Here is a 17,226-nt window from a genome sequence, read left to right as displayed (position 1 = left end):
AGGACCCGTGTCAGCTCGCTTCTACTTCGGGGTCCGCACCGCCGTGCGGCCCTTCGTCACGCTCATCTGGAACCCTCGGGTCTCCGGCCTGGAGAACGTGCCCCGCACGGGGGGCTTCCTCATCGCCTCCAACCATCTCTCCAACATCGACAGCTTCGTGATCCCGGTGGCCTTCCCCCGCCAGATCCGGTTCGTCGCCAAGGAGAGCCTGTGGACACAGAAGGGGCTGAAGGGGCGCATCCTGAGGTGGTTCTTCACCGCGGTCGATGCGGTGCCGGTGGATCGCGAGGCGCTCTCCTCCGGCAAGGGCGCACTGCAATCCGCCCAGGTCATCCTCCGTGAGGGCGCCGGCTTCGGCATCTATCCCGAAGGCTCCCGCTCCAAGGACGGCATGCTCCACCCGGGCAAGCAGGGAGCGGCGTGGCTCGCCCTCGAATCCGGGTGCCCGATCATCCCGGTCGGTCTCAAGGGCACCCAGGAACTGATGAAGAAGAAGCTGCCAGAGCGCGGGGCGGTCACGGTGCGCATCGGCGCCCCGATCGACTTTAGCGACATCGATCCCGCCGCGTCCAAGGGCCTCAAGCGCCGCCTCATGACCGCGCGGATCATGGACGAGATCCAGCAGCTCTCGGGGCAACAGCGCTCCGAGGTCCCCACCTCCTCCTCCCGCTCGGAGTTCTGAGGGGCGCCGCGTCCCTGCCGGGACCACCAGGGACCCCGTAGGATCGGGGCAGGCCGCGCGCATCCCGGGCGCGGCCGACGCCCGGACCGCACCCGAGGAGAGCAGATGGCAGTCGTCGTCGGATTCATCCCCACCGAGGTGGGATTCAAGGCGCTGGCGGCCGCACGCGATCAGGCGGAACGACGTGGAGGCCCGCTGATCGTCGTCAACGTGGTGCGCGAGGGCGTCCGTGAGGACCCCCGCCACGCCGACGACCAGCAGCTCGAGATCGCCCGTGACGAGCTGAGGCAGTCCTCCGTGCGGGTCGCGATGCGCCAGGAGCACACCGAGGAGGACATCGCCGACGTGCTGCTGGACGTGGTCGAGGAGGAGAAGGCGGAACTGCTCGTGCTGGGCATCCGCCGCCAGAACGACCTCGCCCGCCATCTGCTGGGCCTGACCGTGCAGAAGCTGCTGCTGTCCTCCCCCAGCGAGGTCCTCGTCGTCTGAGGTCCGACAGTCCGCCGCGGTCGCACCCCGATCTCATCTGCCTCAGGGTCCCGCGCCTCGTCCCCGGCCTCCGCAGGAGCCGGCCCCGCTGCTTCGTGGGCTGATCACCCGCGTCGTCGGGACGACGACATCCCTCGGGCACGACGACGCGGCCCGCCCCACGAGGGGACGGGCCGCGCCGCTGTCCGCTATCGGTGACGGCGCCGAGCTCGGCAGCCGGTCACCGAGTCACCGGATCACGCGTCCAGCGGATCACCGCCGGGCTGGTCGTCGGCCGCCGACGTGCCGATGGCCTTCTCGATGCGCTCACCGGTGGTCTGGTCGATGTTCTTCCAGTACTGGATCGCGTGGGACAGCACCGGCTCCTCGACCGTGCTCAGACCGCCGGAGACGGTCTCCACCAGACGGTCGCGATCGGCGTCGTCGAACACCTCACGCACCAGGATGCCGGGCTGGACGAAGTCGCCGTCCTCGGCGTGCAGCGAATAGGCCGCGCGGACCAGCTCACCATCGGCCTCCCAGCCGTTGTCGACCGGGCCCTGCTCGTCCTGGTAGGCGCGACCGTAGGAGTTCGGCGCATACACCGGAGCGTCGCCGGAGTGCAGGAACTCCATGAACCCTTCCTTGTCGTAGGAGTTCGTGGGCACGATCGGCTGGTTCACCGGCAGCTGGTTGAAGTTCGTGCCGATGCGGTGGCGCTGCGCGTCCGGGTACGAGAACGAGCGACCCAGCAGCATCTTGTCCGGGGACAGGCCGATGCCGGGAACCGTGTTCGAAGGGCTGAAGGCCGCCTGCTCGATCTGCGCGAAGTGGTTCCGCGGATTGCGGTTCAGGGTCATCGTGCCGACCTTGATCAGCGGGTAGTCCTTCTTGGACACCGTCTTGGTGAGGTCGAAGATGTTGAAGCGGTAGTTCTTCGCCTCCTCGTACGGGATCACCTGCACGGAGACGGTCCAGCTCGGGAATTCGCCCCGGGCGATCGACTCGAACAGGTCGCGACGGTGGTAGTCGCCGTCGACGCCGGCGAGGCGGTCCGCCTCCTCGTTGGAGAGGTACTCCATGCCCTGGTCGGTGTGGAAGTGATACTTGATCCAGAACTTCTCGCCGGACTCGTTGACCCACATGTAGGTGTGGGACCCGTAGCCGTTCATGTGCCGCCAGGACTTGGGCAGGCCGCGGTCACCCATCAGGTAGGTGACCTGGTGGGCGCTCTCGGGCGAGTTGGTCCAGAAATCCCACTGCATGGTGTTGTCGCGCAGACCGGAGGCCGGGGTGCGCTTCTGGGAGTGGATGAAGTCAGGGAACTTCATCGGGTCGCGCACGAAGAAGACGGGGGTGTTGTTCCCGACCAGGTCGTAGTTGCCCTGCTGGGTGTAGAACTTCATCGAGAAGCCGCGCACGTCGCGCCAGGTGTCGGGAGAGCCCAGCTCACCGGCGACGGTGGAGAAGCGCAGCAGCATCGGGGTCTTGCGACCGGGCTGGAACAGGTCCGCCTTGGTGTACTGCGAGACGTCCTCGGTGATCTCGAGCTCGCCGAAGGCGCCCGAGCCCTTCGCGTGCGGGCTGCGCTCCGGGACGCGCTCACGGTCGAAGCGGGCGAGCTTCTCGACCAGGGCGACGTCGTGCAGCATCAGCGGGCCGTCGGGGCCCACGCTGAGGGAGTGTGCGTCGGACTCGCGGGGAGCGCCGGATTCCGTGGTGCTCGGGATCGTCGGATCGAAGTCGGTCATGTTCCTACTCCTGGGGTGGTGATGGGTTCTGACAAGTCGTCACGTAAAATTCGGATAGTGCTGGTAGGGAACAGATGACCCGGAGCCGACGGCCCTGCGTGCAGGACCGGGGGCTCAGGGGGACTCGGGGGTGCGGTGCGTCGCCTCGGCGACAGCGGACGTCACGGCCGTGGCGGGCGCCATGTGCTCGGCTGCGTTCTGCGTGCGGCATGCGGAGCACACGCCGCGGTAGACGACGTCGGCGACCTCGATGTCGAAGCCGTGGTCGTCGTGCGGGATCAGGCAGGGTGACTCGCCGATCGCACAGGGGACGTCCTCCAGGCGGCCGCACTCACGGCACACCAGGTGGTGATGGTTGTCGTGGAGGTGCAGCTCGTACTGCATGCTGCGGCCGCCGACGGAGACGCGGCGCAGCAGCTCGGCGTCGGACAGTGCGTTGAGCACGTCGTAGACGGCCTGCCGGGACACCGTGCCCAGGCGCTCGCGCACGGCCCGGGCGATCGCCTCGGCGTCGGCGTGGGGATGCTCGGTGACGGCCTCGAGCGTCGCGAGCCGCGGAGCGGTCACGCGCAGTCCAGCCCCTCGCAGGGCGGAGGTATGGTCGCGGCTCGGCATGACTGCACCCTACCCATCTTTCTGGACTTGTTCAAGAAACGGACTCGGGAGCATCCGGGGGCCGATCGGCCGAAGGGCGGGCGCCGCGGGGGGCACGCGGCTAATCTGGGCCGGGTGACCCCGCTCGGCGTTGCACCGTCGCCGCCACCGGGACCGGATGGCCGGCCCGGCGGCATGCCGCCCGTGCGCCGACGGTGGCCAGCGGGCCCCTGCTCCTCGCCCGAGAGCGCGGAGGGCCCATGCCCACGGTCCTGATCTGCAACGACGACCCGGTCGTGCGGGAGTCGCTCAGCGTCACCCTCGGGCAGGCGGAGGACCTCCGTGTCCTGGCCGCGGTGGAGACGGCCGATGAGGCTCTGCAGGTCGTGGCGACCGCCGCCCCGGACGTGGCACTGATGGACCTCGCCCTGCCCGGGACGCACGGTCTCGAGGCGACACGGCGGATGCGCGCCCACCACCCCGCGACCGCCATGGTGGTGCTGACGGCTTTCGGCACCGACGTGCAGGTCCGCGCCGCGATCGCGGCGGGCGCTGCCGGCATCCTGCTGAAATCGACCGGCCCCGACGCGCTCGTCGCGGCGGTGCGGGCGGCGGGCGCCGCGGCCGGCACGGTGATCGCCCCGGAGCTCGCCGTGCAGCTCGCGAACGGGCCGCGTGCCGGCACGCCCGCCCAGCCCGCACCGGGGACGGAGCTCGGCCCGTCGGTCATGCCGCTGCACCTGACCTCGCGCGAGGCCGAGGTGCTCTCGCTGCTGTGCGCGGCGCGGTCCAACGCCGCGATCGCCCAGGCCCTGTCGCTGTCGGAGTCGACGGTGAAGTCGCACGTCTCCTCGCTGATGGACAAGCTCGAGTGCAGCTCGCGCCTGCAGGTCGTCCTGCGCGCCTTCGAACGCGGGCTGATCCCGCCCCCGTCTCCGTCGTCGGCTGCCTGAGTCTCTCACCGGTCCGCGTACCCGTCGGCGGTCGGCGGATCTATCGGCGGCCTGAAGGATGGTCGGCGGTCCGCCGCTGCGCCCTCGTCGTCCTGGTGCCGTCGGGGTGCCCCTCCCCCGCGCTTTCCGCACCGCGAGGGACGAGCCGGTGGTCAGCGGGCATGCTTCTGCACGATCCGCCAGTAGGCCTCCGGGTCGAGCTCGTCGGCTCCCGCGCGCACGGTCTGCTCGTGCGCCTCCCGGGCGATCGCGTCGATGTCGTAGTCCTCGGGTCGGCGGGACGACTCGGGGTCCTGCCGGTTCTCGATGATGCTGGTGATGACCTGGACGAGCTTCGCGTGCTCCATGGGGCTCCTTCGGTCGCCGGATGGTGGGGCGACTCTAGCGCTTGACCCGGGAGCCCGGACAGGCGGGGCAACCGCTTCGAGATGCGGAAGACCCCCTCGCCGCGGCGCGTCCGGCCGGGCGAGGGGGTCTGTCCTGTCGGAGCCGCCTATCGGAATCGAACCGATGACCTATTCATTACGAGTGAATCGCTCTACCGACTGAGCTAAGGCGGCGTTCCCGCCGGTCACGCGGCGGACCGCATCACTGTACGGGACGCGGGGCGGCCGGCGCAAAGCGAACAGCCGCGATCCCCGTCACGCTCGCGGACGCAGTCAGCAGGTCAAGCCGTCCTCGGGCACGGTGTCCTCGAGGAGATAGGCGTCCACCTGCTCCTCGATGCAGCCACCGGAGCGCCCGTAGGCGGTGTGACCGTTGCCCTCGAAGGTGAGGTGCACACCGCTGGAGAGCTGATCCGCCAGGCTGACGGACCACTCGTACGGGGTGGCCGGGTCGCCGGTCGTGCCGATCACGACGATGGGGTCCGCGCCCTCGGCGGAGATCGGGGCGGGCTCGCGCAGCGGCGGGACCGGCCACTGGGAGCAGCCGTCGCCTCCCATCGTCGGTCCGAAGGTCGGGAACTCCTCGGCGAGTCGATCGGCCTCCTGCTCCTGCCACTGCTCGTCGGCGATGCCGGGATGGTCCAGGCAGTTGATGGCGGAGATCGCGAAGTTGGCGTTCGTGCGGTACGAGCCGTCCTCCTGGCGCTCAGCGGACCGGTCGGACATCTCCAGCAGCTGCGCACCGTCCCCGCTCATGGCCTCGCCGAGGGCCTGTCGGCCTTCCGACCACTGCCCGTCCTCGTACATCAGCATCATCACCGCGGAGCGGGCGAGCGCGCCGGTCAGCGGTCGGTCGGGGTCGTCGGTCTGCAGCGGGTTGTCGTCGACCGAGGCGAAGAACGCCTGCAGCTGCTGCTTCCCTTCGGAGACGTCGCCCTTCAGCGGGCAGGAGTCGGCGCTGCCGAGACAGTCCTCCACGAACGCGCTGGTGGCCTTCTCGAAGCCCTCGGCCTGCCCGGCCGTGAGCTCGTCCATCGTGATCGTGGGGTCGAGCGCCCCGTCGAGCACGAAATGGCCCACCCGGTCGGCGTACAGGTCGGCGTAGGTCGACCCGAGATAGGTGCCGTAGGAGTAGCCGAGGTAGTCGAGCTTCTCGGAGTCCAGCGCAGCCCGCAGCACGTCCATGTCCCGTGCCGCGGAGTAGGTGTCGAGATAGGGCAGCACGTCGCCGGAGTTCGCCTCACAGGCCTCGGCGATCCTCGAGCTCCACTTCTCGGCCATGTCCTCGGCCTCGGCGGTGCCCGGCTCGGCGGTCTCGGAGCGGTACTGGTCGGTCTCCTCGTCGCTGAGGCACTCGACTCCGGCCGTGCGGGCCACGCCCCGCGGGTCGAAGCCGACCATGTCGTAGGCGCTGAGCACCTCCGGGGAGAGCATGTACGGCACCGAGTCCAGGAAGTTCACCCCGGAAGCGCCGGGGCCTCCCGGATTGACCAGGAGGGAACCGGAGTCCTCGTCGGCGCCGGGAAGACGGCCGACGGCGAGCTCGATGCTCCCCTGGGACGGATCGTCCCACACCAGCGGGACGGTGACGGTGCCGCATTCGGCATCCTCGGACTGGACGTCCTCGCACTCGCCCCACTCGATGTCCTGGTCGTAGTACTGCGCATAGTCGGAGTCGGAGGCAGGGTCCGCCGGCAGCTCCTGGGCAGCAGATTTCCCGAGATCATCGAGCGGGAGGTCCGCCTCGTCGGCCGGGGCATCCTGACCGGAGTCGCTCGCCTCGCCGGCCGGCGAGGAGCCCCCCGGGTCGCCGCCCATCTCGGTGCATCCGCTCAGCAGCAGGACCGCTGCGGCCGCCGCTGCGGTCAGACGGGAGAGCGGGCGGCGCGACAGGGCGGCGAGTGTCATACAGGGGGTTCCTTGTCCTGGGGGAGCGGGAGCGGGACCGGGAGGGCAGGCGACGGGCGACGCCATCCTAGGCCTCCGGGACGGACACAAAGCGCAGCCCCGCCCCGACGCTCACCCCACTTCGCGATGATTCCAGCGCCACGCGCCGTATGCGGCCGGGAGGATCACCAGCAGCAGCAGCGGGAGCAGCTCGAAGGCCCCGGCGTCCCCGTCGGCGAAGGTCACCGCGGCCGTCTGGAGGTCCAGGGCGCGCACCACGTCCACGACGGTCTCGGACCCGGTGATGGTGGCGACGCCGCTCGCGGTGCCGATGACGAAGGGGAAGCCGATCGCGGCGAGCAGACCCAGCACGGTGGACTGCAGCGCGACCCCCATCGCCAGGGAGAACAGCAGGGTCGCCGCCAGCGTGGCGAGCTGCGTGGTCAGCACCGTGTCGAAGGTGTCGAAGACGGCGCCCTCGCCGAGGAGCTCGCCACCGATCCAGGTGGTCAGGGCCGCCAGCGCGAGGGACATCACCACCAGCGCGGCGATCACGGCGATGGCCGCGAGCACCTTCGAGCCCAGCACGCCGGCGCGGCCGGGACGCTGGAGGAAGGTGTTCTGGATGGAACCGTCGGACCACTCCCCCGCGGTGATCATGACGGCGATGATCGGGATGATCAGCGTCAGCGGCAGGCTCAGGGCGATGACGGTGAAGTTCACGTCGGAGCTGCCGCCCGGCACGACGGCAGGCTGCAGGAGTCCCCCGAGCGCGGCGAAGGCGACGATGAGGATCAGGGAGATGCTCAGCAGGATCGCGGTGCCGCGGGTGTCGAGATGGGCGCGGATGTCGAGTGCAGGTCTCATGGGTCTCTCCTCGAAGAGGGTGCGGACGGGGTGGACGGAGCGGGCCCGACGGCGCGGGGCCGCGGGGCGGACGGTGGGCAGGATGCGGAACAGGACCGCATGAGCGGCAGATGGGGACGGGCGATGGGGCCGGTGCCCCGGTCGGCGTCGACTCGGGATCAGGGCTGCGCGGCGGCGACGGGCGCGGTCTCGGCCGACGCCGACCGGTCCGGTTCCGGTTCGGCCTGTCCGGTGAGTGCGAAGAAGACTTCCTCGAGGCCGCCGTGGTCGGTGGCTCCCAGCGAGGTGAGCACGATCTTCTCCCGCACGGCGAGACGCCCCACGTCCTCGGGGGCGAGGCTCACCTCGAGCTCGCCGGCCCCGCGGTGCTCATAGGCGATGCCGTGCGCGTCGAGGGCGGCGCGCAGGGCGTTCGGGTCCAGCGCCCCGACGCGGGTGCCGCCCTCGGAGGTCAGCTCGTCGAGAGTGCCCTCGCGCACCAGTCGTCCGCCGGCGATCACCACGAGCCGGTCGACGGTGGCCTGCACCTCGCGCAGCTGGTGGCTCGACAGCAGCACGGTGCCGCCGGCGTCGGCGAAGGAACGCAGCAGGCGGCGCATCCACCGGATCCCTTCGGGGTCCAGGCCGTTGGCGGGCTCGTCGAGCACGAGCACGGCGGGGTCCCCGATGAGGGCGACGCCGATGCCGAGCCGCTGGCGCATGCCGTAGGAGTAGCCGCCCACGCGCTTGGCACCGGCGTGGGACAGCCCCACCGTCTCCAGCACCTCGTCGGCCCGGGAGGCGGGCATGCCGAGGGTGCGGGCGGTCAGTCGCAGCGTCTCCAGGCCGGTGCGGCCGCGGTGGAGTGCGCCCGCGTCGAGCATCACTCCGATGGTGCGGGCGGGATGGTCGAGGTCGCGGTACGCGGCACCGCCGACGAGGGCCTGGCCGGCGTCGGCCTCGGCGAGGCCGGTGAGGATGCGCAGCGTGGTGGACTTGCCGGCGCCGTTGGGGCCCAGGAAGCCGGTGACGCTGCCGGGGTGGCAGTCGAAGCTCAGGTCGTCGACGGCGGCGCGGCCACCATAGCGCTTGGTCACGCCGCGGACCTCGAGGGCGGGGGCGCCGGAGACGGCGGGGGTGCTGGTCTGTGCGGTCATGCCCAGACTCTCCCCCGTCGGCCCCACGGGTAGACAGCGACCACGGGTCAGGAGCCGGGCGACGAACGTCGGCCCGTGGAGGGCCGGCGAGGAATGAGGGCCCGACCTCCGTCGGGGGCGACCGCGACCTCCGGCTGGATCACCGGATCGCGGGCCCCCGGAGGACCTCGTGCGGGACGGCCGCCGATACAGTGAGCGCGTGGATGAACTGGGGGCGCCGGTGCGCCGGATCTGGCAGGAGGTGCTGCTCCTCACCGTCGTGCTGGGCGAGGCGGCGCTGCTGGTGATCCTCCGCACCTCGTCCACCGACCTGTGGCAGGCCGCCGCCACCGCCGTGCTCGGGGTGGCACTCCTGGCGCGGCGTCGGCATTGGCCCTGGCTGCTGCCGCTGATCCTGGTGGTCAATGCCGCGGCCTGGTCGCTGGGGGTGCTGATCATCGGCACCTACACCTATGCCACGCGCAGCCACCACCGTCTGCGCACGCTCCTGGTCTCGCTGCTGGCCGCGGCGGGGATGGCAGTGCCCTCACTGATGACGGGGGCTGAGACCGCCAACGAAGCCTTCGGCGTCATGGGGGTCGTGGTCGCGGTGCTGGTGGTGGCGGCGTCGGCGGCCACCGGCATGTACACCTCGACGCGGCGGATGCTGCTGGCGCAGCTGCACAAGCGCGCCGAGCAGGCCGAGTCCGGCAAGGCCACGGCCCAGGAGCAGGCGCGCCGCGCCGAGCGCACCCGCATCGCCCGCGAGATGCACGACATCGTCGCGCACAAGATCTCCCTGGTCGCCCTGCAGGCAGGGGCCCTCGAGGTGAACCCGGCCCTCGAGCGAGAGCAGGTCCAGCAGTCCGCAGGCCTGATCCGGCAGACGGCCACCACCGCGCTCTCGGAGCTGCGGGAGGTGCTGGGGGTGCTGCGCGGCGACGGCGAGGAGGCTCCCCTGGCGCCGCAGCCCACCTGGGAGGACGTGCGACGCCTGGTGACCACCTCGAAGGAGGCCGGCATCACCGTGGACCTCTTCGACTTCATCGACGACCCCGTCCCGGACCAGCTGGCCCGCACCGCCTTCCGGGTGGTGCAGGAAGGGCTGACGAACATCCACAAACACGCCCTGCACACCAAGGCCCGAGTGGCCCTGATCGGTGAGCCGGGCACGGATCTGGTGATCGAGGTCAGTAATGTGTTGCCCAAGGGGTTCACGACGGACCTGCCCGGAGCCCGGATGGGGCTGTCGGGCATCGAGACCCGCGTGACGCACGCGGGAGGCACGATGTCGTCGGGCCCCACCGATGACGGACGCTTCGAAGTGAGGGCGGTGATCCCGTGGCCGATGACGACGTGACGCGCGTGGGACTGGTCGACGACGATTCCCTGGTGCGCGCCGGTCTGGCGATGATCCTGGGGGCCGATCCGGCCCTCGAGGTGGTCTGCCAGGGCAACGACGGCTCCGAGGCGGTGACGCTGGTCCAGAAGCACCGCCCCGACGTGCTGCTGATGGACGTGCGCATGCCCGGGCTCGACGGCATCGCAGCGACCAAGGCGGTCTCGGCCCTGCCGAACCCGCCCAAGATCGTCATGCTCACCACCTTCGACATGGACGAGTACGTGTTCCAGGCTCTCGAGGCCGGGGCCAGCGGCTTCCTGCTCAAGGACACCCCTCCCCAGGACCTCGCCCGTGCCGTCCACGTGGTCGCGGGCGGGGACGCGATGCTCTCGCCGACGATCACGCGGCGGATGCTCTCGCACTTCTCGGACGCGAACCCCGGCACCCGCCAGGACCGCCACCCCGGGCTCGACCAGCTGACCGAGCGCGAGACGGAGGTGCTCGGCGCCGTCGGCGCGGGCCTGTCGAACGCACAGATCGGGATGCGGCTGTTCATGAGCGAGGCGACTGTGAAGGCCCACGTCTCGAAGATCTTCGCGAAGCTCGACTGCACCAATCGGGTCCAGATCGCGATCATCGCCCACGAGGCCGGGCTCAGCGACCTCGACGCCGACCCGGAGATGTGAGGCGGCCCGGCCGGACCGCACCCCGGGACGCCCCTGGGGGTGCGGCTCGGGATCGCCACCCGGGCGGGAGGCCGGCCGTTCTGGCCGCCACGTCGAGGAAGGTTCCCGAATACTGGCACCATCCACGACGCCGCCCTGTGGCCGCCCTCTCGACTGTCGCCTGGCCTCCGGTTCGGGCGCTACGTCGTGAAAGGTTCCTGTTCCCTGGCACCTTCCGCGACGTCCCTATGTGGCAACCCTCCCGACCTTCACCAGGCCACCTCCCGGCCGCCACGTCGAGGAAGGTTCCCGATCCCTGGCACCTTCCACGACGTCGCCATGTGGCCGCTTCCCGGCGATCGCCTGGCCGCTTCCCCGGCCGCCACGTCGTGAATGGTTCCCGAATACTGGCACCAACCACGACGCCGCCGTGGGAGAGAGCGGGGGCTCAGCCCCAGCCGAGCTCGTGCAGGCGCGCGTCGCTGATGCCGAACAGGTGGCCCAGCTCGTGCAGGACCGTCACGGCGATCTCCTCGACCAGGTGCTCGCGCGTGGTCGCCACCCGTTGCAGCGGGCCGCGGAAGACGAAGATCCGGTCGGGCTGGGCGTAGCCGTCGAAGACCGAGCGTTGATCCAGCGGGATGCCCTCGTACAGGCCCAGCAGCTCGGTGCCGCCGGACTGCGCACGGTCGGGCTCCTCCTCGACCAGGATCGCCACGTTCGCCTGCGCGATGGACGCCGCGACCTCCTCGGGCAGCGAGTCCAGGGCGTCGTCGACGGCTTCCTCGAAGTCCGCGCGGCTGATCTCGATCATGGGCCCATCGAACCATGCGAGGCGGCGGACAACCCGGCGCCGGTGCGGGTGGGGAGCGGAAAGTGGCCCGGCGCCGGTCGGACGTCGAGCGGGAGCAGACCGGCGCAGCACGTCGAGCGGGAGCAGACCGACGCAGCACGTCGAGCGGGACCGGCGCAGCACGTCTAGCGCGACCGGCGCAGCACGTCGAGCGGGAGCAGACCGGCGCAGCACGTCGAGCGGGACCGGGGCCGCACGGCGCTGCGGGGAGGAGACGCCCTCGGGACGGCGTCGTGTCGGATACGCCGCATCTGCGCGCTCGTCGGCGGCGCGAGAGCGGTCAGGTAGGTATGCTCTGCCTCGGGCAGTTCTCTGCCCGGGCCCCCATCGTCTAGAGGCCCAGGACACCGGCCTTTCACGCCGGCGACACGGGTTCGAATCCCGTTGGGGGTACTCCGTGCGGCCTGCTCGATCACCGAGCGGAACGGCGGATAACGGAGTGCGAGGCGGCTCACAGCGAAAGTGGTGCGGAGCCCCGAAGGCGTCCGGTAGAGTTGTCCAGGTCAAAGCGCGAGAGCGTGAGACACGCAAGGCCCTGTAGCTCAGTTGGTTAGAGTGCCGCCCTGTCACGGCGGAGGTCGCCGGTTCAAGCCCGGTCAGGGTCGCCCCCGAGATGAGGCCCCGGAACACGGTTCCGGGGCCTTCGTCGTTCCCGGCGGCGGAGCCTTCTCGCGCCATCCGACCGCTGCCGCACCTATCCGTCGAGCAGGCGCCGGAACGGGCCCCCCGAGTGCCGCATCCCACGCCCAGTGTGACGGCCCCCGGAGCATCGGCATACGCTCGGAAGATGAGCACTCCTACGCTGAACCATCGGATCCGCCTGGCCGCGCGACCGCACGGCGAGCCCGGCCGCGACGACTTCCAGCACGACGCGGTCGAGATCCGCTCCCCCGGCCCCGGCGACGTCCTGCTGCGCACCCGGTACCTCTCCCTGGACCCGTACGTGCGCGGACGCATGAGCGATGCCCCGTCCTACGCGGCGCCGATGGAGGTCGGCGACGTGATCGTCGGCGGCACCGTCTCCGAGATTGTCGAGTCCTCCGACGACGGCTTCGCCCCCGGCGACGTCGTCCTCTCCTACGGCGGCTGGCAGGAGTACAGCATCGAGCCCGCCGCCGGACTGCGCCGTCTCGATCCCGGGTCCGCGCCCGTCACGACCGCACTGGGCGTGCTGGGCATGCCCGGCTTCACCGCGTACGCGGGCCTGCTGGGCATCGGCAGGCCACAGCCCGGGGAGACCGTCGCCGTGGCCGCCGCCACCGGCCCCGTGGGTTCCGCCGTGGGCCAGATCGCGAGGATCCACGGTGCGCGCGCGATCGGCATCGCCGGCGGGGAGCAGAAGGTCGCCAGGATGCGCGAGCTCGGCTTCGACGAGGCCCTCGATCACCGCGCCCCGGCCCTGCCGGACCGGCTGGCCCAGGCCGCGCCCGACGGGATCGACGTGTACTTCGAGAACGTCGGCGGGGCCGTCTGGGATGCCGTGCTGCCCCAGCTGAACGAGTTCGCCCGGGTGCCCGTGTGCGGCCTGGCCGCGAACTACAACGCGACCGAGCTGCCGGAGGGCCCGGACCGCTCCGGGCAGCTGATGGGAGCCGTGCTGACCAAGAGCCTCACGCTGCGCGGCTTCATCCAGCGCGAGTTCGTCGAGCCGATGTTCGAGGACTTCCTGCGGGACATGACCGACTGGGTGGCCGATGGCCGGGTGCAGTACACCGAGGACATCAGCGAAGGGCTGGACGACGCCCCCGACGCCTTCGTCCGTCTGCTGCGTGGGGAGAACTTCGGCAAGGCGATCGTCCAGGTCTCCTGAGCACCCTCCTGGCCCGACCGGCGTCCACGCCCGTGGCATGCCTCTCACCGGAGGACTCCGGTTGGGCGCGGACGCCGGCGGCTGTTAACCTTGACCCCGGCCGCCTGCGGCCACGGCTCTGTAGCTCAGTTGGTAGAGCGTTCGACTGAAAATCGAAAGGTCACCGGATCGACGCCGGTCGGAGCCACCACCCACGAAGCCCCCTGGCCCGCCAGGGGGCTTCGTCGTGTCCGGGCCCGGGCCCCGCCGCCAGCGCGAGCACGCCCCTCGCATCGCCGTGAGTCTGGAGACCTCACGGTCTGAGATCACTTCGTCGATTTCGTCCCGGGAGGCCGTGCGGCGCTATCGCTGACCCCGGCTCAGTGCGGCGCGGTGTACTGCACCGGCTCGGGCAGTCCGCGGTCATCGCGCACACGACGGGAGAGGCCCTCGAGCAGGACGAGCGCGTCGAACACCAGGTCCGGCGTGACCGGGAACGGCATGTTGTGGATCGTCTCGCCCGGCGCGGCCGAGGCCTCGGCGACGGCGCGGAGCTCCGTGGTGTCCTGCGGGGTCAGCCCGATCTCGGTGAGAGTGGTCGGGAGGCCCACCCGGGTGGTGAACTCGATGAAGTCCTCGATCTCCTCGGGGTCGGCGCCCTCCATCACGAGCTGGGTGAGAGTTCCGATGTTCACCTTCTGCCCGTGGCTGAGGCCATGAGTCTGCGGCGCCGCGGTGAGACCGTTGTGGATCGCGTGTGCGGCGGCCAGGCCACCGGATTCGAAGCCCAGACCGGACAGCAGGGTGTTCGCCTCGGTGACGGCCTCCAGGGCCGGGGTGACCGTGTTCGCGCGCACCGCGTCGAGGGCCTGCAGCGCGTTCTCCCACAGGATCTCCCACGACAGGTGGGCCAGAGCGGTTCCGGCACGGGTGGGACGGCCGCCGGCCATCGTCGTGCCCTGGCCGCGGGCGGTGGCACGCGCTTCGACCCAGGTCGCGAGAGCATCACCGATGCCCGCGACCAGGAATCTCTCGGGGGCGTCCGCCACCAGGCGGGTATCGATGAGCACGAGGTCCGGGTTCTTGGGGAAGAAGCGGTACTCCAGGAACTCGCCGGCGGCCGTGTAGATGACGGACAGCGCCGAGGTGGGGGCGTCCGAGGAGGCGGCGGTCGGCACCGAGACCCAGCGGATGCCTGCCAGGTGTCCGGCAGCCTTGGCCGCATCGATCGAGGAACCCCCGCCGATGCCCACGACGACATCGTGACCCTCGGAGGAGATCGTCTCCACGAGGGCATCGACCGCCTCGGAGGTGGCGAAGGAGCTGAACGCCTCCCGCGTGACGGGCAGGCCCTCCTGGCGCAGGCTCTCGGTGACGGTCTCGTCGACGATGCCCCAGACGGTGTCATCGGCCACGAGCAGCGGCGAGCTGCCCAGTCTCGAGAGGTGCTCGCCCAGGGAAGCGAGGGCCTCCTTGCCCTGGATGTAGCGAGAGGGGCTGGCGAGGGCGAATCCTGTGGTCATCTGGGTGCCTTCCGTCGGAAACGGTGATCAGCCCACCCTGCGGTCGCCCGCGCCACGGAGGCAAGCGCCGACGTCGCGTCATGAGAACGGGCACCGCGCGCCCTCACCGCCGACTGAGGCGCTCCTCCAGGTCGGGCCAGGCCACGTGCAGGTTCTCGGTGGCCATCAGCCCCTTGGTCGCCAGGTAGTCGGCGAGCCGCACCTCGCGCGGCGAGAGCTCCACGATGGTCAGGCCCGCGACCTCGCCCTCGGTGTCGGCGTCCAACACCCACTGCTCGGCGAGCTCGGAGATCCCGTGCGCGGCCAGCCTCTCCTCACCCTCCTCGAACTCCCCCGGACCGCCGAGAGCGTGACCAAGCAGCGTACGGGGCTGCACGAGGTCGAAATCGTCGGTGAGCGGCTCGAGATAGCCGACGGTCTCCCCGTCCTCGCGGGTGACGCTGACCCACCCGTGCATCTCGCTCATGAGGGCAGAGCCTACTCAGGTCATCGCCGTCGTCCAGCCGCACCCTCGGATTCAGGGGCGATGAACTCTCTCCAGTCGGGGCCGGTCGCCTTTAGGGTGGGGGCCACGCACCCGGAAAGGCCCGGGCCCCGACTCCCGTGGAGGACGACGACGATGTCTGCCGAGAACCCGGATCTGGCGATCGCCCAAGCAGCGACCCTGCGACCGATCACCGAGGTCGCCGAGACGGCGGGGATCCCCGCCGACGCCCTGGTGCCCTACGGCACCGACAAGGCCAAGGTCGACGTGCGGAAGATGTCGACCCCCAGCACGCACGGCACGCTGATCCTGGTCTCGGCCATGTCGCCCACGCCCGCGGGCGAGGGCAAGTCGACCACCACCGTCGGACTCGCCGACGCCTTCACTCTGAAGGGCAAGCGCACGATGGTCGCACTGCGCGAACCCGCCCTCGGCCCGATCATGGGGATCAAGGGCGGCGCCACCGGCGGTGGCTACGCGCAGGTGGTGCCCATGGAGGACATCAACCTCCATTTCACCGGCGACTTCCACGCCATCCAGATCGCCAACAACACGCTCGCGGCGCTCGTGGACAACCACCTCCAGCAAGGCAACCAGCTCGGCATCGACCCCCGGCGCATCCAGTGGAAGCGCGTGGTCGACGTCAACGACCGCGCCCTGCGCTCGATCGTGGTCGGCCTCGGCGGCGCCTCCCAGGGCGTCCCCCGCGAAGACGGCTTCGACATCGTCGTCGCCTCCGAGATCATGGCGATCCTGTGCCTGGCCTCGGACCTCGCCGACCTCGAGGCGCGGATCAGCCGCGTCGTCATCGGCTTCACCTACGACCGTGCACCCGTGACGGTCCAGGAGCTCGGCGTCGCCGGAGCCATCACCATGCTGCTCAAGGACGCCCTGCTGCCGAACCTGGTCCAGACCCTCGGCGGCACCCCGGCGCTCGTGCACGGCGGCCCCTTCGCCAACATCGCCCACGGCTGCAACTCCCTGGCCGCCACCCGACTGGCCCTGTCGCTGTCCGAGATCACCGTGACCGAGGCCGGTTTCGGTTCCGACCTCGGCGCCGAGAAGTTCCTGGACATCAAGTCGCGCCTGGGCGGCCTCTCCCCCGACGGCGCCGTGGTGGTCGCCACCGTGCGCGCCCTGAAGATGCACGGCGGCGTCGCCAAGAGCGACCTCGCCACCGAGGACGTCGACTCCGCCCTGGCGGGCACCGCGAACCTCGCCCGTCACGTGGAGAACCTCCGCAAGTTCGGGCTCGAGCCCGTCGTCGCCGTGAACCGCTTCCCCACCGACACCGAGGCGGAGCTGCAGGCCGTCCTCGACTGGGCCCATGAGCAGGGTTTCCGTGCCGCGCTGAGCGAGGTGTGGGCCAAAGGCGGCGAGGGCGGTCTCGCCGTGGCGGACGAATTGCTCGCCGCGATGAGCGGCGACCGCGGGGGCGGCTTCCGCCCCCTCTACGATCCCGCCGGTGGGATCGAGGAGTCGCTGCGCACCTTGGCCCGCGAGATCTACGGGGCCGACGACGTCGTCTTCGCGGACCGCGCCCCCGCCCAGCTGCGGATGCTGAAGCGCAACGGCTGGGACGACCTGCCCGTGTGCGTCGCCAAGACCCAGTACTCCCTCTCCGACGACCCGACGCTGCTGGGCGCTCCCACCGGGCACCTGCTGCACGTGCGTGACCTGGTGCCCAAGATCGGAGCCGGCTTCGTCGTCGCCCTGACCGGCGCGATCATGGCCATGCCGGGGTTGCCGAAGGAGCCGGCCGCGACACGCATGGGCGTCACCGACGACGGGGAGTCGATCGGGCTGTTCTGAGGTACAGGTCGAAGGGGGCAGCGTGGAGCGGGGGCACCACCGGCCGGTCGGCGCA

The 17,226-nt window shown here is 70.8% G+C and carries 16 protein-coding genes and 4 tRNA genes; 10 read left to right on the top strand and 10 right to left on the bottom strand.

Annotated elements, in window-relative coordinates:
- Nucleotides 1-7: 7 nt before the first annotated feature.
- Both JOF43_RS15050 and JOF43_RS15045 read left to right on the top strand, forming a co-directional pair.
- Nucleotides 8-682 (top strand): lysophospholipid acyltransferase family protein, encoded by a 675-nt coding sequence (locus JOF43_RS15050; RefSeq protein ID WP_209903620.1) that lies wholly within the window; start codon nucleotides 8-10, stop codon nucleotides 680-682.
- A 105-nt stretch (nucleotides 683-787) separates the two neighbouring features.
- The gene (locus tag JOF43_RS15045) at nucleotides 788-1,171 is read left to right on the top strand and encodes a universal stress protein (protein WP_209903618.1); all 384 of its coding nucleotides are present in this window, start codon (nucleotides 788-790) and stop codon (nucleotides 1,169-1,171) included.
- Between the two features lie 236 nt (nucleotides 1,172-1,407).
- Here JOF43_RS15045 and JOF43_RS15040 read toward each other — a convergent pair whose 3' ends face one another.
- Nucleotides 1,408-2,901: a catalase gene (locus tag JOF43_RS15040; protein WP_209903616.1), complete on the bottom strand. Its 1,494-nt coding sequence runs from the start codon at nucleotides 2,899-2,901 to the stop codon at nucleotides 1,408-1,410.
- Nucleotides 2,902-3,015: 114 nt separating this feature from the next.
- Nucleotides 3,016-3,516 (bottom strand): Fur family transcriptional regulator, encoded by a 501-nt coding sequence (locus JOF43_RS15035; protein ID WP_209903614.1) that lies wholly within the window; start codon nucleotides 3,514-3,516, stop codon nucleotides 3,016-3,018.
- A gap of 239 nt (nucleotides 3,517-3,755) precedes the next feature.
- Between JOF43_RS15035 and JOF43_RS15030 the strand changes: the two genes are divergently transcribed.
- Nucleotides 3,756-4,448: a response regulator transcription factor gene (locus JOF43_RS15030; protein WP_209903612.1), complete on the top strand. Its 693-nt coding sequence runs from the start codon at nucleotides 3,756-3,758 to the stop codon at nucleotides 4,446-4,448.
- Between the two features lie 152 nt (nucleotides 4,449-4,600).
- Here the strand turns inward: JOF43_RS15030 and JOF43_RS15025 are convergent, their stop codons facing one another.
- The 5 genes from JOF43_RS15025 to JOF43_RS15005 form a co-directional block, all read right to left on the bottom strand.
- The gene (locus JOF43_RS15025) at nucleotides 4,601-4,795 is read right to left on the bottom strand and encodes a hypothetical protein (protein WP_209903610.1); all 195 of its coding nucleotides are present in this window, start codon (nucleotides 4,793-4,795) and stop codon (nucleotides 4,601-4,603) included.
- A gap of 140 nt (nucleotides 4,796-4,935) precedes the next feature.
- Nucleotides 4,936-5,008: transfer RNA gene (locus JOF43_RS15020), tRNA-Thr, on the bottom strand.
- 99 nt (nucleotides 5,009-5,107) lie between these two features.
- Nucleotides 5,108-6,742 carry an alpha/beta hydrolase gene (locus tag JOF43_RS15015; protein ID WP_209903608.1) on the bottom strand — a complete coding sequence of 545 codons (1,635 nt, stop codon included), beginning with the start codon at nucleotides 6,740-6,742 and terminating at the stop codon, nucleotides 5,108-5,110.
- Nucleotides 6,743-6,853: 111 nt separating this feature from the next.
- Nucleotides 6,854-7,588, bottom strand: coding sequence for an ABC transporter permease (locus JOF43_RS15010; protein WP_209903606.1), 735 nt, complete (start codon nucleotides 7,586-7,588; stop codon nucleotides 6,854-6,856).
- A gap of 158 nt (nucleotides 7,589-7,746) precedes the next feature.
- Nucleotides 7,747-8,724: an ABC transporter ATP-binding protein gene (locus JOF43_RS15005; protein ID WP_209903604.1), complete on the bottom strand. Its 978-nt coding sequence runs from the start codon at nucleotides 8,722-8,724 to the stop codon at nucleotides 7,747-7,749.
- A gap of 199 nt (nucleotides 8,725-8,923) precedes the next feature.
- On the opposite strand from JOF43_RS15005, the gene JOF43_RS15000 reads away from it, so the two are divergent.
- Nucleotides 8,924-10,063 carry a sensor histidine kinase gene (locus tag JOF43_RS15000; RefSeq protein ID WP_342592199.1) on the top strand — a complete coding sequence of 380 codons (1,140 nt, stop codon included), beginning with the start codon at nucleotides 8,924-8,926 and terminating at the stop codon, nucleotides 10,061-10,063.
- Nucleotides 10,045-10,731, top strand: coding sequence for a response regulator (locus JOF43_RS14995; RefSeq protein WP_342592198.1), 687 nt, complete (start codon nucleotides 10,045-10,047; stop codon nucleotides 10,729-10,731). Before JOF43_RS15000 ends, JOF43_RS14995 begins: the two co-directional genes overlap by 19 nt.
- Before the next feature lie 427 nt (nucleotides 10,732-11,158).
- Here JOF43_RS14995 and JOF43_RS14990 read toward each other — a convergent pair whose 3' ends face one another.
- Nucleotides 11,159-11,524: a metallopeptidase family protein gene (locus JOF43_RS14990; RefSeq protein ID WP_209903600.1), complete on the bottom strand. Its 366-nt coding sequence runs from the start codon at nucleotides 11,522-11,524 to the stop codon at nucleotides 11,159-11,161.
- A gap of 359 nt (nucleotides 11,525-11,883) precedes the next feature.
- On the opposite strand from JOF43_RS14990, the gene JOF43_RS14985 reads away from it, so the two are divergent.
- The 4 genes from JOF43_RS14985 (at nucleotide 11,884) to JOF43_RS14970 (ending at nucleotide 13,563) form a co-directional block, all read left to right on the top strand.
- Nucleotides 11,884-11,956 (top strand) — tRNA-Glu (locus tag JOF43_RS14985).
- Nucleotides 11,957-12,094: 138 nt separating this feature from the next.
- Nucleotides 12,095-12,168, top strand: a tRNA-Asp gene (locus JOF43_RS14980).
- A gap of 182 nt (nucleotides 12,169-12,350) precedes the next feature.
- On the top strand, nucleotides 12,351-13,373 hold the full coding sequence (locus JOF43_RS14975; RefSeq protein ID WP_209903599.1) for an NADP-dependent oxidoreductase: 1,023 nt from the start codon (nucleotides 12,351-12,353) through the stop codon (nucleotides 13,371-13,373).
- Nucleotides 13,374-13,487: 114 nt separating this feature from the next.
- Nucleotides 13,488-13,563 (top strand) — tRNA-Phe (locus tag JOF43_RS14970).
- A gap of 169 nt (nucleotides 13,564-13,732) precedes the next feature.
- On the opposite strand, the gene JOF43_RS14965 is transcribed toward JOF43_RS14970, so the two are convergent.
- Nucleotides 13,733-14,875: a glycerol dehydrogenase gene (locus JOF43_RS14965; protein WP_209903597.1), complete on the bottom strand. Its 1,143-nt coding sequence runs from the start codon at nucleotides 14,873-14,875 to the stop codon at nucleotides 13,733-13,735.
- 103 nt (nucleotides 14,876-14,978) lie between these two features.
- A complete protein-coding gene (locus JOF43_RS14960) occupies nucleotides 14,979-15,341 on the bottom strand; it encodes a serine/threonine protein phosphatase (RefSeq protein WP_209903595.1) in 363 nt (120 codons plus the stop codon).
- Between the two features lie 153 nt (nucleotides 15,342-15,494).
- Here JOF43_RS14960 and JOF43_RS14955 point away from each other — a divergent pair, with 153 nt between their 5' ends.
- Nucleotides 15,495-17,171 carry a formate--tetrahydrofolate ligase gene (locus tag JOF43_RS14955; RefSeq protein ID WP_209903593.1) on the top strand — a complete coding sequence of 559 codons (1,677 nt, stop codon included), beginning with the start codon at nucleotides 15,495-15,497 and terminating at the stop codon, nucleotides 17,169-17,171.
- The last annotated feature ends 55 nt before the right edge of the window (nucleotides 17,172-17,226 follow it).

Source organism: Brachybacterium sacelli, from assembly GCF_017876545.1.
GTDB lineage: Bacteria > Actinomycetota > Actinomycetes > Actinomycetales > Dermabacteraceae > Brachybacterium > Brachybacterium sacelli.
Note: the sequence above shows the minus strand (reverse complement) of the source record. Positions and strands in the feature narration are given on the sequence as shown.

Bases quoted from the DNA above. Each gene is read 5' to 3' on its own strand.
- JOF43_RS15045 (WP_209903618.1), top strand. From the start codon at position 788: ATGGCAGTCGTCGTCGGATTCATCCCCACCGAGGTGGGATTCAAGGCG.
- JOF43_RS15040 (WP_209903616.1), bottom strand. From the start codon at position 2,901: ATGACCGACTTCGATCCGACGATCCCGAGCACCACGGAATCCGGCGCT.
- JOF43_RS15035 (WP_209903614.1), bottom strand. From the start codon at position 3,516: ATGCCGAGCCGCGACCATACCTCCGCCCTGCGAGGGGCTGGACTGCGC.
- JOF43_RS15030 (WP_209903612.1), top strand. From the start codon at position 3,756: ATGCCCACGGTCCTGATCTGCAACGACGACCCGGTCGTGCGGGAGTCG.
- JOF43_RS15025 (WP_209903610.1), bottom strand. From the start codon at position 4,795: ATGGAGCACGCGAAGCTCGTCCAGGTCATCACCAGCATCATCGAGAAC.
- JOF43_RS15015 (WP_209903608.1), bottom strand. From the start codon at position 6,742: ATGACACTCGCCGCCCTGTCGCGCCGCCCGCTCTCCCGTCTGACCGCA.
- JOF43_RS15010 (WP_209903606.1), bottom strand. From the start codon at position 7,588: ATGAGACCTGCACTCGACATCCGCGCCCATCTCGACACCCGCGGCACC.
- JOF43_RS15005 (WP_209903604.1), bottom strand. From the start codon at position 8,724: ATGACCGCACAGACCAGCACCCCCGCCGTCTCCGGCGCCCCCGCCCTC.
- JOF43_RS14990 (WP_209903600.1), bottom strand. From the start codon at position 11,524: ATGATCGAGATCAGCCGCGCGGACTTCGAGGAAGCCGTCGACGACGCC.
- JOF43_RS14975 (WP_209903599.1), top strand. From the start codon at position 12,351: ATGAGCACTCCTACGCTGAACCATCGGATCCGCCTGGCCGCGCGACCG.
- JOF43_RS14965 (WP_209903597.1), bottom strand. From the start codon at position 14,875: ATGACCACAGGATTCGCCCTCGCCAGCCCCTCTCGCTACATCCAGGGC.
- JOF43_RS14960 (WP_209903595.1), bottom strand. From the start codon at position 15,341: ATGAGCGAGATGCACGGGTGGGTCAGCGTCACCCGCGAGGACGGGGAG.
- JOF43_RS14955 (WP_209903593.1), top strand. From the start codon at position 15,495: ATGTCTGCCGAGAACCCGGATCTGGCGATCGCCCAAGCAGCGACCCTG.